14 protein-coding genes and 1 other RNA gene are annotated in these 15,623 nt (G+C 68.3%); 3 read left to right on the top strand and 12 right to left on the bottom strand.

Annotated elements, in window-relative coordinates:
* Window positions 1-270: 270 nt before the first annotated feature.
* Window positions 271-936 carry a ribosome hibernation-promoting factor, HPF/YfiA family gene (gene hpf, locus GFD21_RS01405; RefSeq protein WP_163196126.1) on the bottom strand — a complete coding sequence of 222 codons (666 nt, stop codon included), beginning with the start codon at window positions 934-936 and terminating at the stop codon, window positions 271-273.
* Between the two features lie 260 nt (window positions 937-1,196).
* Between hpf and rnpB the strand changes: the two genes are divergently transcribed.
* Window positions 1,197-1,571, top strand: an RNA gene (gene rnpB, locus GFD21_RS01400) — RNase P RNA component class A.
* Window positions 1,572-1,655: 84 nt separating this feature from the next.
* Here the strand turns inward: rnpB and GFD21_RS01395 are convergent.
* The 7 genes from GFD21_RS01395 to GFD21_RS01365 form a co-directional block, all read right to left on the bottom strand.
* Window positions 1,656-2,306, bottom strand: a complete 651-nt coding sequence (locus GFD21_RS01395; protein WP_163196125.1) for a regulatory protein RecX — start codon at window positions 2,304-2,306, stop codon at window positions 1,656-1,658.
* Window positions 2,303-3,514, bottom strand: a complete 1,212-nt coding sequence (gene recA / locus GFD21_RS01390; protein WP_163196124.1) for a recombinase RecA — start codon at window positions 3,512-3,514, stop codon at window positions 2,303-2,305. Before recA ends, GFD21_RS01395 begins: the two co-directional genes overlap by 4 nt.
* A gap of 335 nt (window positions 3,515-3,849) precedes the next feature.
* Window positions 3,850-4,083: a DUF3046 domain-containing protein gene (locus GFD21_RS01385; protein ID WP_163196123.1), complete on the bottom strand. Its 234-nt coding sequence runs from the start codon at window positions 4,081-4,083 to the stop codon at window positions 3,850-3,852.
* 34 nt (window positions 4,084-4,117) lie between these two features.
* Entirely contained in the window at window positions 4,118-4,627 is a 510-nt protein-coding gene (locus tag GFD21_RS01380) for a helix-turn-helix domain-containing protein (protein WP_163196122.1), read from the bottom strand.
* An 84-nt stretch (window positions 4,628-4,711) separates the two neighbouring features.
* Window positions 4,712-5,308 carry a CinA family protein gene (locus GFD21_RS01375; RefSeq protein WP_163196121.1) on the bottom strand — a complete coding sequence of 199 codons (597 nt, stop codon included), beginning with the start codon at window positions 5,306-5,308 and terminating at the stop codon, window positions 4,712-4,714.
* A gap of 3 nt (window positions 5,309-5,311) precedes the next feature.
* Window positions 5,312-5,956 (bottom strand): CDP-diacylglycerol--glycerol-3-phosphate 3-phosphatidyltransferase, encoded by a 645-nt coding sequence (gene pgsA, locus GFD21_RS01370; protein ID WP_163196120.1) that lies wholly within the window; start codon window positions 5,954-5,956, stop codon window positions 5,312-5,314.
* Between the two features lie 126 nt (window positions 5,957-6,082).
* Window positions 6,083-8,923, bottom strand: coding sequence for an FtsK/SpoIIIE family DNA translocase (locus tag GFD21_RS01365; RefSeq protein WP_163196119.1), 2,841 nt, complete (start codon window positions 8,921-8,923; stop codon window positions 6,083-6,085).
* Between the two features lie 135 nt (window positions 8,924-9,058).
* On the opposite strand from GFD21_RS01365, the gene GFD21_RS01360 reads away from it, so the two are divergent.
* Window positions 9,059-9,850, top strand: a complete 792-nt coding sequence (locus GFD21_RS01360) for a Fic/DOC family protein (protein WP_163196118.1) — start codon at window positions 9,059-9,061, stop codon at window positions 9,848-9,850.
* A gap of 113 nt (window positions 9,851-9,963) precedes the next feature.
* Here the strand turns inward: GFD21_RS01360 and miaA are convergent, their stop codons facing one another.
* Window positions 9,964-11,004: a tRNA (adenosine(37)-N6)-dimethylallyltransferase MiaA gene (gene miaA / locus GFD21_RS01355; protein ID WP_163196117.1), complete on the bottom strand. Its 1,041-nt coding sequence runs from the start codon at window positions 11,002-11,004 to the stop codon at window positions 9,964-9,966.
* Window positions 10,991-12,439 (bottom strand): tRNA (N6-isopentenyl adenosine(37)-C2)-methylthiotransferase MiaB, encoded by a 1,449-nt coding sequence (gene miaB / locus GFD21_RS01350; protein ID WP_191996828.1) that lies wholly within the window; start codon window positions 12,437-12,439, stop codon window positions 10,991-10,993. Before miaB ends, miaA begins: the two co-directional genes overlap by 14 nt.
* Window positions 12,440-12,629: 190 nt before the next feature.
* On the opposite strand from miaB, the gene GFD21_RS01345 reads away from it, so the two are divergent.
* The gene (locus GFD21_RS01345) at window positions 12,630-13,361 is read left to right on the top strand and encodes a GTP pyrophosphokinase (protein WP_404801543.1); all 732 of its coding nucleotides are present in this window, start codon (window positions 12,630-12,632) and stop codon (window positions 13,359-13,361) included.
* Between the two features lie 95 nt (window positions 13,362-13,456).
* Here the strand turns inward: GFD21_RS01345 and GFD21_RS01340 are convergent, their stop codons facing one another.
* Complete coding sequence (locus GFD21_RS01340) at window positions 13,457-14,425, bottom strand: DMT family transporter (RefSeq protein ID WP_163196518.1); 969 nt, start codon at window positions 14,423-14,425, stop codon at window positions 13,457-13,459.
* Window positions 14,426-14,594: 169 nt separating this feature from the next.
* Window positions 14,595-15,464, bottom strand: coding sequence for a Bax inhibitor-1/YccA family protein (locus tag GFD21_RS01335; protein ID WP_163196114.1), 870 nt, complete (start codon window positions 15,462-15,464; stop codon window positions 14,595-14,597).
* Window positions 15,465-15,623 lie beyond the last annotated feature (159 nt).

The following is a 15,623-nucleotide window of genomic DNA, read 5'->3' as shown; positions in this document are numbered from 1 at the left end:
CTGTCGCGCGGGCCGCCGCATGGCGCCCCCGCGAGACACACTGCCGATTATCTTACGCGACCTCGCCGACGCTGCCGCGTATTTCTCAGAAAAAACAGGGGACGCCGTCCCTCCATGAGACGCCCTCCACCCCCCTATGCTCCCCCACGCGGCCGAGCGGCCGGAGCGGCGGCTCGGGAACGCATGATGGGGCCCGCGCCTTGCACGGGCGCGGGCCCCATCATGATGCGTTGCGTGCGTCGTGCGGCCATCGGGCCGACCGCACGTCCGTCACTCGGCGGACTTCACGTTCTCCGGCGTATCGATCTCGAACACGCCGTAGCTCCAACCGTGGCGGTGGTAGACGACGGACGGGCGACCGGTCTCCTTGTTGACGAACAGGAAGAAGTCGTGTCCGATGAGCTCCATCTCGTACAGCGCCTCATCGATGCTCATCGGCTCGGCGATGTGCAGCTTGCGGCGGATCACGATCGGCGTGTCACCGACCTGGACCTCGACGGACTCGCCCGGGCCGAGATCGGACGCCACGGCCGCGGCCGGGCTGTTGTTCGGCTCCTCCTCCGGAGCCTCCTCCTCCACGGCCGGCTCGACGACGCCCATGTCCACCGGGACCGGGTTCGTGTAGCCGCGGCGGTGGTCCTTGCGGCGGTCGCGGGTGCGGCGCAGACGCAGGGTCAGCTTGTCCATGGCCAGATCGAGCGCGCTGAACTCGTCCGCGCTCGAGGCCTCGGCGCGCACCACGGTGCGGCCGGCGATGATGGTGATCTCCACGCGCTTGGCGGTGTCCGCCTGGCGCGGGTTGCCTTCGTGCGACAGCACCACCTGGGCGCGCTGCGCATCGGGCGCGATAGCGGTCACACGATTCATCTTGTTCTCTACGACATCACGGAACCTGGGCTTGACCTGCGTGTGACGTCCGGTAACGACGATTTCCATGTGGACCTCCCTTGACTCAAGCGGTTGCCCGCTATTTGCGTGCCGGCCGGCGTCTTCACCGTCCGGGTACGACTCATTGTAGACGAACCGTGCGTGAACGGTCGGAGAACGCGCGGAAAGTTTGCGTCGTGTCCCATGAAATATCGCCGCATGACGCCGGGGACCGCGCCACGGGCGCATGCCGAGCCCACATGCGCCGCGGGCGACGTCCGCCATGCACGGGAACGCCGTCGTCCCGCGGTCGTGTATAGTGGTGCGGCTGAGACCCCTTGATGGCCGCGGTCACGATCTTCATTGGGAGTGGCTGAGGAACTTCCGGGCTCCGCAGAGCACGATGGCGGATAACGTCCGCCCAGGGCGACCTGAGAGATAGCGCAGCAGAGAACAGACCGCCCGTCCACGACGGGTAAGGGTGAAACGGCGGTGTAAGAGACCACCGGGCCCCTGGTAACAGCGGGCCGCATGGCAAGCCTCATCGGGAGCAAGGCCAAGCAGATGGCGGTAAGGGCTGCTCGCCCGTGCCATCGGGTAGGCTGCTAGAGCCTGGCGGCGACGTCAGGTCGAGATGGATGGCCATCCGTGCCGCGCGTTCGCGCACGGCATGACAGAACCCGGGGTATAAGGGGTCTCACCTCATCCCCTTCGTCTCTTGTTCCTTTTCCGTCCTGTGTGATTGCGACCGGGCCCGCGTCACCGGGCCGCCCAATCGCCGTCCCGGCTCATCGGAACAGTTCGTCCGCGACGCGACGCAGCGTTTCGGGATCGTGGCCTTTGCGGCCGCCCGCGGCCCAGAACCGGCGCATGCGGACCTGCCTGTCCATGCCGGCCGTTCTGCGCGCCGTCCGGCGCCCCAGTTCCCATGCGGACTCCTCGAAGACGCCGTCGGCTTCCGCCCGGGCCGCCGTCTCCTCGGCCAGCGCCCGCGCCACGCCCTTGCGCGTCAGTTCCATCACCGTGCCGCGCCGGCCCATCATGCGTTCCGCGCAATATCGCACGGCGGATTCGGCGTAGGCGCGGTCGTCGATGAGATCGACGCGGCGCAGCCGCTCGAGGACCTCGTCGACGACCGCCTCGTCGAAGCCTTTGCCGAGCAGGCGGTCGCGCAACGCGCCCGAGGATCGCGGCGCCGCGTCCAGAAGGCGCAGCGCCGCCTCCCGGCAATCGTCCAGATCACCGGCGGAATCCCCGGGAACCGTGTCATCGATGGTTCCGCGGTCGCGGGTCCGCAGCCTGCGGCAAGGCCTTCCGCCCTCATCACCGACGGCGCCCGCCACAACCGTCGATCCGTTGCGATCGGAAGCCCGTCCATCACCGTCCGTTCCGGGGATGATGGGCGAGCGACCCCGCAGGAACGCCTCGGCGTCGATCATGCCTTGGCCTTCTCCGAAGCGCCCGCCCCGGATTTCGCGGCGCGGGAGGCCTTCGCCGACGCACCGTTGGAGGCGGTCGCGGCGACGTCCTCGACGTTCGCGTCCGCCTCGGAGGCGGCCTTGGTGGCCTCGTCCTCGGCGAACTGGTCGGTGGGCTCGATGAGACCGAACTCCGCCTTGACCTTGTTCTCGATCTCCTCGGTGATGGCCGGGTTGTCCTTGAGGAACTGGCGCACCTTCTCGCGCCCCTGGCCAAGCTGGTCGCCGTCGTAGGTGAACCAGGACCCGGACTTCTTGACGACCCCCACCTGGATGGCCATGTCGAGCGCCGAGCCTTCACGGGAGATGCCCTCGCCGTACAGCATGTCGAATTCGGCGGACTTGAACGGCGGGGCCATCTTGTTCTTGACCACCTTGACGCGCGTGCGGTTGCCCACGGCCTCCTCGCCGTTCTTGATGGTCTGGATGCGGCGGATGTCGAGACGCACCGAGGAATAGAACTTGAGCGCCTTGCCGCCGGTCGTGGTCTCCGGGCTGCCGAAGAAGACGCCGATCTTCTCGCGCAGCTGGTTGATGAAGATGGCGGTGGTGCCCGCCTGGGCGAGCGCGCCGGTCATCTTGCGCAACGCCTGGCTCATGAGACGGGCCTGCAGGCCCACATGGCTGTCGCCCATCTCGCCTTCGATCTCCGCCTTGGGCACGAGGGCCGCCACGGAATCGACGACGATGACGTCGAGCGCTCCGGAACGGATGAGCATGTCGGCGATCTCCAATGCCTGCTCGCCGTTGTCCGGCTGGGAGACGATGAGCGAATCGGTGTCGACCCCCAGCTTGCGGGCGTACACCGGGTCGAGGGCGTGCTCGGCGTCGATGAACGCGGCCACGCCGCCGGCCTTCTGCGCGTTGGCGACCACGTGCAGCGCCAGCGTGGTCTTGCCGGAGGATTCGGGGCCGTAGATCTCGATGATGCGCCCCTTGGGAAGCCCCCCGATGCCGAGGGCCATGTCCAGCGCGAGGGACCCCGTGGGGATGACCTCGACGTTCTGCTCGGGACGGTCGCCCAGCCTCATCGCCGATCCCTTGCCGAAGCTCTTCTCCACTTGCGCCAGCGCCGTGTCGAGCGCGGCCTTGCGGCGTGGGTCGAGCTCGTGCCCGGAGGCCGGCGCCTGCCGCCCCTTGTCCGCCGCGGCGGTCGTCTTCTGTGCCATGATGTACTCCTTCACGCTTGCGACGGGTTTCGGTCGTCGCGTTCCACGGTACGGGCGCCGGCCCCATGGCGGCAAGCCCGACCGGACCATGTGGTCGGAACTCCCCGCCCGGGCGCGCCGCGACGGGGACCGGACCGGGCCACCGGGCCGCCATCCCAATCGGGAGAACGCCCCGGGCCCCGCACAACGGACATCCCACCCGCGCGAGACGATTCGTTATCGCTGTGGATAACCATAACGCACAGGGCGAACATTTGTTCGAATGTACGACAACGCCCCGGTCGCGCCGTCCATCATCGGCAGGACGGCGCGACCGGGGCATGCAACCGGTCCGCTCAGGCGGCGGGCAACGGCGGGGCGTTATGATCCCTTCCCCACCGTTCGGCGTCCGGAATCCCCATCTGGTCGCACAGCACGTTCCACACGACGCGGGGCTCCTCCCCCGCGTCCAACGCCTCGACCACCGTCATGTTCGCCAGCCGCGGCAGCTGCTGGTCACGCGACAGGGCGCGCCCGTAGCCGCGTCCGAAGACCTCTTCGAGCAGTTGCCAGAATTCTCGTTCCCTCACGACGGTTCAGTGTATGCGGCCAAGGCGACGCGGTCTACTCGCCGACCATGTCCAGCCTGTCGGCGACCATGCGCAGCAGCTGCGCGGTGCTCACGCCCAAAGCCTCGGCGATGGAGCTGAGCAGTTCGGAGCTGGCCTCCTTCTGCCCCCGCTCGACCTCGGAAAGGTAGCCCAGCGACACGCCCGCCTTCTCGCTCACCTCGCGAAGCGTCTTATGGTCGCGTGAACGCAGGTCGCGCAGCACACGGCCGATGGCCTCGCGCAATGTGAGCTCGCCGGAATCGCGCGTCTGCGTCTTGACGGACACGGTCGCACGGGGCGCACGTTCGGCGTTCTCCGCCTCGTCCCACATGCGGCGACGCGCTTCGTCGGCCTCGTCCTTGGCCTTTTTGGCCGCACGGGCCTGAATCACCTGCTGCTGCGCGAACATGACCGCCCGGCGCTGGGCCGGGGTGAGTTCGCGCATGCGCGCGGTGCCGGGGCGGACCATCGCCGCCGCGGGCTTGATCGCGGTCCGCCGTTCGATATCGGTCATCGTCTCCATGATCCCATCCCTTTCGTGCCATCGTTCCCGTAGGTATCTGCAGGAATCAACAACATGACGGGGTGGTTCTATTCCCGGGACGCGTCAGAAAGTTGATGTGAACTGGCTCACGTTTTGCAACAGGCGCAGCACCGTGCGCTCGCGCACCTGCTGACGGGTGCCGTCGAGCCGCAGTTCCACGACGATCGTCCGGCGGCCGTCGCCGTCCACGGCGTCGACGCGCACGGTGCCGATCGGCGTCTCGGCGCCGATCCACGTCTCCCCCGGATCGGGCGCCACGACGGCCGCGGACCTGGGCAGGGAGATGCCGACGTAGACGAGTCCGGCGGGCTTGTCGCCGTCGGGCCCGGGACCGGCCACGCCCGTGGTGGACAGGCCGATCACCGTGTCGCCGTCCTCCGGCTGCGCGTAGAGCCGCGCGGCGAGGACGGCCATCTGGCGGGCGACCTCGGGATGCACCGCCCCTTCACGGGCGAGCAGCGCCCGGTCGACGCCGAGGATGGAGGCCTTGGCCCGGATGTCGTAGGTGACGGCCGAGCCGAGGAACACGTTCGAGGCTCCCGGGATGCGCACGAACGCATCCGCGAGGAGCCCCGCGGTGAGCGATTCCGCGCACGCGATCCTCAGGCCATGCGACTCGCAGGTCTTCAGGATCGCGGCGGCGAAGGTGTCACGCTGCACGGATCAGCGCTTCTTCGAGCCGATGAACGTGTTGTACAGGTACACGCCGCCGGAGTAGAGGCACAGGATGAGCGCCACGTACAGCAGCGCGTAGGTGAGGAAGTAGTAGCCCTGCAGCCACACGGGGGTGGACTGGCCCTCGTCGAAGACCCACAGCGGCAGCAGCAGCATGGCCAGGCCGATGCACTGGAACAGGGTCTTGAGCTTGCCCGGCCAGGCGGCGGCGATCACCTTGCCGCCGGGGCGTTCCATCACGAAGAAGCGCATCACCGTGATGCCGATCTCGCGGATGAGGAACAGCGCGGTGGCCCACCACGGGAATTCGGCGAACACGGAGGCGACGATGAGGGCGCCGCAGGTGAGCAGCTTGTCGGCGATCGGGTCCATGAGCTTGCCGAGCTCGGTCACCTGGTTGTATTTGCGCGCCATCCAGCCGTCGAGCTTATCGGTGGAGGCGGCGATGATGAAGATGATCGCCGCGGCCCAGCGCTTGGCCTCGTCGTCCGCGCCCCAGGCGCCGGCCATGATGTACAGCGCCAGGAACACCACCACCAGGACGATGCGCGAATAGGTGACGAGGTTCGGCGGGGCGTTCCATCCGTCCAGCAGTGACGGCTTCTTGTTTTCTACGATCTGTTCGTCGGTCATGGTCTTCACGTTACCCTCACTGCTCTACCTCGCAAAGGGAACGGCCTGACAGACTTCTGGGAGAATCCGCAGAGGCCGGGCCGTCTTCCGTCTTCCCGTCGCGTCGCGCCCTCGCCTGCGGGACCGTCACGCCTGCGCCGCGCCCGCCGATTGCGGCGCGGGGCCGTCGCCGCGGATGAACGCGAGCACGGCGGGCAGGTCCTGCGGCTGGACGAGCACCTGACGGGCCTTCGACCCCTCCGAGGGACCGACCACGCCACGCGATTCGAGCAGGTCCATGAGACGGCCCGCCTTGGCGAAGCCGACGCGCAGCTTGCGCTGGAGCATCGAGGTGGAACCGAACTGCGTGGTGACGACGAGTTCGGCGGCCTGCAGCAGCACGTCCATGTCGTCGCCGATCTCCTCGTCCGGCTCGGCGCCCTTCTTCTCCGCCTCCTTGGCCATCTGCTCGATGTCCTCGCGGTACTTGGGCTTGCGCTGGGTGCGCACGGATTCCACGGCCTTGCGGATCTCCGATTCGGACACCCACGAGCCCTGCACGCGTCTCGGCTTCGCCTCGCCCATCGGCAGGAACAGGGCGTCGCCCTGGCCGATGAGCGTCTCCGCGCCCGTGGTGTCGAGGATGACGCGCGAGTCGGTGGCCGAGGAGGTGGCGAACGCGAGGCGCGACGGGATGTTCGCCTTGATGAGGCCGGTGACCACGTCGACGGACGGGCGCTGCGTGGCGAGCACCAGGTGCACGCCGGCGGCTCGCGCCAGCTGCGTGATGCGCTGGATCGAGCTTTCCACGTCGTTCTTGGCGACCATCATGAGGTCGGCCATCTCGTCGACGACCACGAGGATGTAGGGGTAGGGCGCGACCTTGCGGTTCGAGCCGGCGGGCGCGTGCACCTGCCCGGCGCGCACCGCCTTGTTGAAGTCCTTGACATGGCGGAAGCCGAAGTACTCGAGGTCGGAATAGCGCGCGTCCATCTCCTTGACCACCCATTCGAGCGCCTGCGCGGCCTTCTTCGGATCGGTGATGATCGGCGTGAGCAGATGCGGGATGCCCGCGTACGCGGACAGCTCCACGCGCTTGGGGTCGACCATGATGAGTCGCACCTGATCGGGCGTGGCGCGCATGATGATCGACGTGAGCATCGAGTTGATGAAGCTCGACTTGCCGGAGCCGGTCGCGCCGGCGACGAGCAGATGCGGCATCTTGGTGAGGTCGGCGGTGACGAACTTGCCCTCCACGTCCTTGCCGATGCCGGTGAGCATCGGGTTCGGGTCGTTCACCGCGCCCGGCGAGCGCAGCACGTCGCCCAGATGCACGATCTCGCGGTCCTCGTTCGGGATCTCGATGCCGATGGCGGACTTGCCGGGGATCGGCGAAAGGATGCGCACGTCCGAGCTGGCCACCGCGTACGCGATGTTGCGCTGCAGGTTGGTGACCTTCTCGACCTTGACGCCGGGGGCGAGCTCGACCTCGTACTGGGTGACCGAGGGGCCGCGCAGGAATCCGACGACCTTCGCATCCACCTTGAACTGCTGGAAGGTGGAGGTCAGGGCGCGGATCACACGATCGTTGGCGGGCGTGCGCGCGGCGTGCGGCTGCCCCTTGACGAGCAGGTTGAGATCGGGCAGGCGGTACGGCGGTTCGGCCGCCTCGGGCGGGGCGCCGGTCGCGGCCGTGCCGTCGGCGACGATCTCGCCGGAATCCGGGTCGACGCTCGGGTCGAGCGGGGACGGGGTCACCTGCACCGCGGGGGTCGCGTCCTGTTCGCCGGTGTCGGTGCCGTACGCGCCGGAGCCCGCACCCATGGCGATGGTCGCCGGCTGTGGTTCGACGTCCGCCGGCGACGGCATGGCGGTCGTGGCGGCGTTCGCGACGGAGGCGATCGGCGCCCACGGGTCCGCACCGGCGGCGGACGATCCGGTCGCGGTCCGGGCCGCGTCCCCGGCCGTTCCGGCGGCCATGTCCGTGACGGCGCCGAACGGTTCCGACACGGCGGGCATGTGCAGCTCGTCCGGGTCGATGACGGCGGTTTCGGCGGCGTCGCCGTGATGCCTGGCGGCCATGCGGAACGGATCGTCGCCGTCGTACCGGTCGAGGGCGCGGCCGTCGTCCTTCCTTGCGCGCGAGAACAGTCGGGTGAGCCAGTTGCCCTTCCGGGGGGTCCGCGTGGCTCCGTCCTCCTCGTCGTCGCCGTCATGCGCGGGCACGCCGTCGGCGAAGGCGAGCGTGTCGTCGCCCACACGCACCTCGTTCGGGAACTGGTCGTCGTCATGCCCGGTTTCACGGGACCGATGCCCGTCGCCTCCCCGCACGCGGTCCGCGACGCGTTCGGCGAGACCGGGCAGGTCGGTGACGTGCAGACCGGAGATGAGCAGCAGGGAGAACAGGGCGACGATCACGAACACCACGATCGCGAACGCACGGGAAAGCCCCCATGCCAGCGGGGATCCGAGTGCGAAGCCGATCAGGCCGCCCGCCCCCTGGATGGCGGCCCAGTCGAAGCCCGGCGTCCCGGCGGCGAGCGCGACGTCGATGATCGAACAGACCGACCACAGCAGCAGGATCCATCCGGTGACGACGCGCGGGTTGTTCGACCCCTTGCCGGAGTTGCGCATCAGGCGGATCGCGACGACGAACAGCAGCACCGGCAGCATGACGCTCATCAGGCCGAACACGCCGGAGGCCACGGCGTGCAGGAACAGGCCGAACGGACCGTGCACGCGGAACCATTCGGACGCGCAGAACAGGACGGCGAGCACGAGCAGGACGAAGCACAGGCCGTCGCGCCGGTAGGCCGGGTCGAACTCCCCCACCCCGGAGACGGACCGGACCATCGAGCCGAGTCCCCGTGGCACGGCGAGCAGCGCCTTCCTCCACCACGGCTCGTCCATACCGTCCACCGGATCCATGCGACGGGTGTTCCCGTCCTTCGCGCCGCCGGCGCCCCCACTGGTTCTTCTCTGTGCCATAACGCATCCAATCTACCGAATCCCGCGTATCGCGCGCGCGGCCGGGCGCGACCCTCGCGAAGTTTCCCCATACCGCCCGCGTGTGCCCGGTCGCGGCGCCGCCGCGCCGCCGGCGCTGGTCTATCATAGTGGAGTATGACTCCAGCGGAACGTGCGGGCGCAGTCGCATTTGCACTGAGGAACTGCGCATTGGAATCGATGACGCCGGGCGACGCGACGATGCGCGCCGCGGCCGACTATGAGGCGGGGCGCATCGATGTGGCCGGTCTCATCGACGTGGCGGACGGGGAGACCTCGCGCGTGGTGGGGGCGAACCGGCTGGCCGACGGGTCGCTCGACGACCATGCGCGGGACCATGCGGCGAGCGTGTTCGCGCGCACCGTGCTGCTGGTCGAGCGCCCGTGGCGTCCGAGCGGCGACCTGGACGAGCTGACCGCCATCCACCGCGGGCTGTTCGAGGGCGTGTTCGACGACGCGGGCCGGCTGCGTACGTCGGACACGACGCGCGGCGTCACGCGCGAGGCCGGTCTGGCGCGCAACCCGGAGGCGTTCTTCCCTGCCGGTCTCATCGAGACGGGCGCGCTCAACATCGCCACCGAGCTGGCGGAGCAGCGCAACCTGCAGGCGCTGGACCGCGACGTGTTCACGCACCGGCTCGCCCACATCTACGACGAGCTCGGCTATCTGCACCCGTTCCGCGGGGGCAACGCGATGACCTTGCGCGTCTTCGCCTCACGGCTCGCGCACGATGCGGGATGGGACCTGGATTGGGGCCCGGTGACGCGCGAGACGTACAAGGCGGCGAAGCATGCGGCCTATCGCGGCGACACGTCCGGGTTCGAGCGCATGTTCGCCGCGATCGTCCGGCCGGCGAACCCGACGCGGGTGTTCCTCATCGCCGGGTTCGAGCAGGGCCCCGCGCACTGACGCCGCGGCGGCGCCTGTCCATTCGCCCCCGGTCGTTCCCGTGTCCAAAGGGCTTGGGGCCGTTCCCGTAGGGACGGCCCCAAGCCCTTGTCGCGTATCGCCGGACCCGCCGTTCAGGCGATGTCGCCGAGATGATGCTGGACGTATTCGTCCGCATGCGCGTCGATCGCGTCGTAGTCGCCGGCATCGGCGTGCGCGATGACGGCCATCGCGTTGTCGACGAGCCGCGGGTTCGACGCCTCGAGCCAGTGGATGCGCGGATCGCGGCCGAACCATCCCATCTGCTTGCGGGCGAGGCGGCGCGTCTTCTGCGCGATGTCCGCCCAGGCGTCCTCCTCCTCGTCCCACATGCCGTCGAGCAGGTCGATCATCTGCTGGTAGCCGAGCGCGCGGCCGGCGGTGAAGCCCAGGTGCGGGCGCAGGCGGCGCACCTCGTCGAGGAAGCCGTCCTCGCGCATGCGCGCGGTGCGGATGCCGATGCGCCGGTCGAGTTCGCGACGGTCCAGGTCGAGGCCGATCTGCACGGACGGGATCACGTAGCGGTAACGCGGCAGGCTGGCCGAATACGGCCTGCCGGTCAGTTCGATGACCTCGAGCGCGCGGATCGTGCGGCGCGGGTTGCGCGGGTCCATGCGCGAGGCCGCCTCCGGGTCCTTCTCCTTGAGCTCCTCGAACAACGCGGTCGCTCCTTCCGCCTTCTCGCGCTCCTCGAGTCGTCCGCGCACGTCCGGATCGGTGCCGGGGAACGAGATGTCGTCGATGGCGGCGCGCGCGTACAGGCCGGAGCCTCCGACGAGGATCGGGCGCACGCCGCGCGCCTTGAGGTCGGCGATCGTGTCGCGCGCGAGCTTCTGGAAGCGTGCGACGGTCATCGTGTCGTCCGGGTCGATGATGTCGATGAGATGGTGCGGCACGCGCGCCTGTTCCTCTTTCGTCGCCTTCGCGGTGCCGACGTCCATGCCGCGGTACATCTGGTAGGCGTCGGCGTTGACGATCTCGGCCCTCTGCCCCGCCTCGGCGAGCCGTTCGGCGATGGCGATGCCGAGCCCGGTCTTGCCGGAGGCGGTGGGACCGACGATCGAGACGACGCGGGGCTCGGCGGCCGACGTTCCGTTCTCGGCGGAGGGGGCCGAACCTGCTTCAGTGGCGGACATGATAGGTCTGCCCCTTCCTCGGATCCGGGTCGGCGATGAGGTTGTGGCGGCCCGCATGCGTGACGGTGGCGGTGACGAAATCGCCGATGGCAGGCGTCGGCTCCCCCTCCGGCACGCCGATGTGGACGAGCACGCCGGTCCTCTCGCGTCCGGTGACGCGATGCGTGTCGGAGTCCTTCTTGCCCTGCTGGCCGGTGACCATCACCTCGACGTCGCGGCCCTCGAACGTGGCGAGGTTCTCCTCGGTGATCCGTTCCTGAAGCGCGACGAGGCGCTCGAACCGCTCCTGCACGACGTCGTGCGGCAGCTGCTCCATGGCGGCCGCGGGCGTGCCGGGGCGCGGCGAATAGATGAACATGAACGCGCTGGAGAAGCGCGCCTCGCGCATCACGTCCAGCGTGGCCTGGAAGTCCTCCTCGGTCTCGCCGGGGAAGCCGACGATCACGTCGGTGGAGATCTGCGCGTCCGGCATGGCCGCGCGGATGCGTCCCAGGATGTCCAGGAACCTCGCGGAACGGTAGGAACGGTGCATGGCCTTGAGGATGCGGTCGGAGCCGGACTGCAGCGGGAAGTGCAGCTGGTGCATGACGTTCGGCGTCTCGGCCATCGCGGCGATCACGTCGTCGGTGAACGCGGCCGGGTGCGGCGAGGTGAAGCGCACGCGCTCCAGTCCCTCGATGTCGCCGCAGGCCCGCAGCAGCTTGCTGAACGCGTACCGGTCGCCCATGCCGTAGCCGAACGAGTTGACGTTCTGGCCGAGCAGCGTGACCTCCTTGGCCCCCGCCTCCACGCAACGGCGGACCTCGTCGAGGATGTCACCGGGGCGGCGGTCGCGCTCCTTGCCGCGGGTGGTGGGCACGATGCAGAACGTGCACGTGTTGTTGCAGCCCACGGAGATCGCCACCCAGGAGCTCACGCGGGAGGCGCGGGCGGCGGGCAGGTCGCTGGGCATGCTTTCGAGCGCGTCGGAGACCTCGACCTGCGGCTTGCCGGTCATGCGGTTCTGGTCGAGGAGCCTGGGAAGCACGTCGAGGTTCTTCGTGCCGAACACGGCCGACACCCACGGGGCCTTGTCGGCGATCTTCCGGCGGTCGATCTGCGCCATGCAGCCGCCGACGGCGATCTGCAGGTTCGGGCGGTGCAGCTTGACGCGGTTGTAGCGCCCCACCGTGCCGTACATCTTCTCGGTGGCGTTCTCGCGCACCGCGCACGTGTTGAGCACGATGAGGTCGAGGTCGCGGGCGGCGACCTGCTCCTCGGTGGCGGGCACGTAGCCGTCGGCTTCGAGCACGCCGGCGATGCGCTCGGAATCGTGCACGTTCATCTGGCATCCCAACGTGTCGATGTGGAACACGCCCTTGCCCCGGTGCCCGGAAAGGGCGGCGGCCTCGGCGGTCTCGACGTCCAGCGAGGCGCGCTCCGCCTCGGTCATCATGTCTTCGTTCACAGCGTTCCATTCTATGGGACGGCCGGGTCACGGCATGTCACGGCATGGTAAGCGGCCGAGGGCCGGCGTCCCGCCCGAACGCGCGGGCGCCGGCCTCGACGCGTCATGGGGAGAATTCGTGAGGAGAACCCCGGGGGACGCACGGGAACCCGAAAGCCCCGCGGGTATATTGGAGTGCGTGATACTTGACCGACATTCCAGATTGAGCAGCGCCGACCTGAAGGCCCGATTGAAGGGCCTCAATCTGTCGGACAGCATCTTCACCGCCGACCAGATCACCGAGTTCGTGGATCTCATGCAGGTCTACGAGGGGGCGATGTACGAGATCTCGACGAAGCTGGAGATCCTCGACAACGAGTTCCAGGTGCGGTTCGCCCACGATCCGATCCATCACATGGAGCGGCGCCTCAAGTCGGTGAACTCCATCATCGGCAAACTCGAGCGCAAGGGGCTGCCGATCGCCGTCGAATCCATCAAGGACAACCTGTTCGACGTGGCGGGCATCCGCGTGATCTGCAACTACCGCGACGACGTGTATTCGGTGTCGAACTACCTGTCGGCGCAGTCGGACATCCAGGTGCTGCGCGTGAAGGACTACATCAAGCGCCCCAAGCAGAACGGGTACCGTTCCCTGCACGTGATCTACGCGGTGCCGGTGTTCCTCTCGTCCGGCGCCCACTACACGCCGGTGGAGGTGCAGTTCCGCACCATCGCGATGGACTACTGGGCGAGCCTGGAGCATGCGCTGCGCTACAAGACCGATCTGCCGGACGCCCGGCTCAACGAACATTCGCAGACGCTGCTCGACTGCGCCCGCAGCCTGCAGAACATCGAGGTGCAGATGCAGAACATCCACCGCGACATCAACGGCGCGCCCGTGGTCGAGCAGACCCCCAAGACCACCGACTGACGATGTGGCCGGGGTAAGTCCCGGCCACATCCGATGACGATTCCATATCCGTATGGCCCGTCCGTAGGACCGTGGTCCTACGGACGGGCCGTCGACTATGCGTCCGCGTCGGATCCGCGATCGCGGCGCATCACACGGGGCAGCCGCGCCGGGGCCTGGGCGAGGAGCGTGCCGACGAAGATCAGCGCGCATCCCAGATAACCCCGCGGCGTCATCATCTCACCGAGGAAGACGGCCCCTCCCACCGCGGAGAAGAAGGATTCGAGACTCATGAGCAGGCTGGCCCTGGTGGGGGGCACCCACTGCTGGCCGACGACCTGCAACGTGTAGGCGATGCCCACCGAACCGATGCCGGCGTAGACGATCGGCTCCCACGCCGCGGCGGCGCCGGAGAAGTCGATGGATCCCTCCATGACGGAACCAGCCCAGCTGAGCACGGCGGTGGTGCAGAACTGCACGAACGACAATGCGATGGCGTCGACCTTCGCCCCCAACGTGTCGATGACGAGGATATGCACGGCGAACAGGACGGCGGTGAACAGGAGCAGCAGATCCGCCGCCCCTATCGAACCGAACCCGTCGGTGACGCACAGCAGGTAGAAGCCGGCTACCGCGAGGACGACGGCGACGCCGACGAGCGGCCCGATGCGCCGGTGCAGGAAGGCGAAGGCGAGCAGCGGCACCATGACGATGTACAGGGCGGTGAGGAAGCCGGCGCGCCCGGCGGATTTGCCATAGAGGATGCCGTACTGCTGCAACGTGCTCGCGGCGAACAGGACCGTGCCGCAGATGACGCCGACCACAAGGGCCCCGAGTGCGCCCGAGGGGATGCGGGACCGCCCGGGTCCCCCGGCGGGAACCGGAGCGTCCGATGCGCCGGAGGACTCGCGGCGCGGCTTTCGCGCACGGCGGGCGCGCCGCACGGCAAGGATCGGCAGCAGCGACACCGCACCGAGCGTGAATCTGGCGGCGTTGAAGAACAGCGGCGTCACCGCGTCCATGCCCTGCACCTGCGCGACGAACGCGAATCCCCAGATGAGCGCGCATGTGACGAGGCACAGCATTCCCACGATGTCCTGTCTTCTCATAAGCGTCCAACCTAGTGCGGGATGCGCATGACATGGAAAGGCCCGACCATCATGTGGTCGGGCCTTTCCATGGGGGCGTCTGCTCTCCGCGACTCCTCCGCGGCGTTCCCCGCCGGGAGTCCCCGGTCGGGAGCGGGTGTCCGCGTTAATCCCTGCTGCCGAACAGCTGCAGGATGTAGAGGAACATGTTCACGAAGTCGAGGTACAGGTTGAGCGCGCACAGGATGGAAATCCGCTTGATCATCTCCGGGCCCTGCGACTCATACGCCTCGAACAGGGCGCGCGTGGACTGCGCGTCGTACATGGTCATGCCAGCGAACAGGATCAGGCCGACGGCGCACATGAGCTTGGTCATGCCGCTCACCCCGGGGATGAAGGCGAGCACCAGCTGGGAGATGATGAGCACGATCAGGCCGACCATGAGGATCGGGCCGAGCTTGAGCATGTCGAACTTGGTCGTCAGGCTGAACATCGTGAGCGCGAAGAAGAACGCGGCGGTGATGCCGAGCGCCACGCCGATCGAGCCGAGATCGTACACCCAGAAGATGGAGCTCAGGGTGAAGCCCATGAGCGCGGCGTACACGTAGAACATGACGCGTGCGGCGCCGACTCCCATCTTCATGATGCGTGCGCCGAGGATGACGGCCATGGCGACCTGCACGACGCACAGACCGATCAGGCCGATGGTCCCGGTGGCGGCGAGGAAGTAATAGTAGGCGCCGGTGAGCTGCGCGAGCACGGCGACCACGGCGGTGACGACAAGGCCGATGGTCATCTCCCCGTAGGCCTTGGTGATGGAGACGCGGCGCGCCTCCTCATAGGAGTAGGCGACCTGTCCGTTGATGGCCGCGGCGCCCGCGCCGTCGCCGGCGTAGGCGTACTGGGGCTGTCCGTAGGGACGCTGTCCCGCGTCCGCGTACTGGTACTGCGGCTGCGCTCCGTAGCCGGCGTTCATCGTATTGCCGCCCTGCGGCTCGTAGTTGGGATTGGGCTGGGGCTGCTGACCGAATGTCATGTTCGCTCCTTCTCGTTGACGTATCGCCCATCCTACGCGAGAACATTGGCGTTGTCTGGGAATTCAGCCCACAGCCACCGGCCCCATGCGCGCGCGGCCCCGCGCCGGGCGGTGCCGCCGCCCGGCACCTTCACCGCCCGGACCGCACGCGATGGATCG

It is taken from the genome of Bifidobacterium platyrrhinorum (assembly GCF_010667645.1).
In the GTDB taxonomy this organism is placed as follows: domain Bacteria; phylum Actinomycetota; class Actinomycetes; order Actinomycetales; family Bifidobacteriaceae; genus Bifidobacterium; species Bifidobacterium platyrrhinorum.
This window is presented reverse-complemented; position numbering and strand designations above follow the sequence as displayed.

Bases quoted from the DNA above. Each gene is read 5' to 3' on its own strand.
- pgsA (WP_163196120.1), bottom strand. From the start codon at position 5,956: ATGACCGACGAACAGATCGTAGAAAACAAGAAGCCGTCACTGCTGGAC.
- miaA (WP_163196117.1), bottom strand. From the start codon at position 11,004: ATGTCCGCCACTGAAGCAGGTTCGGCCCCCTCCGCCGAGAACGGAACG.
- recA (WP_163196124.1), bottom strand. From the start codon at position 3,514: ATGGCACAGAAGACGACCGCCGCGGCGGACAAGGGGCGGCAGGCGCCG.
- GFD21_RS01335 (WP_163196114.1), bottom strand. From the start codon at position 15,464: ATGACATTCGGTCAGCAGCCCCAGCCCAATCCCAACTACGAGCCGCAG.
- miaB (WP_191996828.1), bottom strand. From the start codon at position 12,439: ATGATGACCGAGGCGGAGCGCGCCTCGCTGGACGTCGAGACCGCCGAG.
- GFD21_RS01360 (WP_163196118.1), top strand. From the start codon at position 9,059: ATGACTCCAGCGGAACGTGCGGGCGCAGTCGCATTTGCACTGAGGAAC.
- GFD21_RS01365 (WP_163196119.1), bottom strand. From the start codon at position 8,923: ATGGCACAGAGAAGAACCAGTGGGGGCGCCGGCGGCGCGAAGGACGGG.
- GFD21_RS01340 (WP_163196518.1), bottom strand. From the start codon at position 14,425: ATGCTGTGCCTCGTCACATGCGCGCTCATCTGGGGATTCGCGTTCGTC.
- GFD21_RS01395 (WP_163196125.1), bottom strand. From the start codon at position 2,306: ATGATCGACGCCGAGGCGTTCCTGCGGGGTCGCTCGCCCATCATCCCC.
- GFD21_RS01380 (WP_163196122.1), bottom strand. From the start codon at position 4,627: ATGGAGACGATGACCGATATCGAACGGCGGACCGCGATCAAGCCCGCG.
- hpf (WP_163196126.1), bottom strand. From the start codon at position 936: ATGGAAATCGTCGTTACCGGACGTCACACGCAGGTCAAGCCCAGGTTC.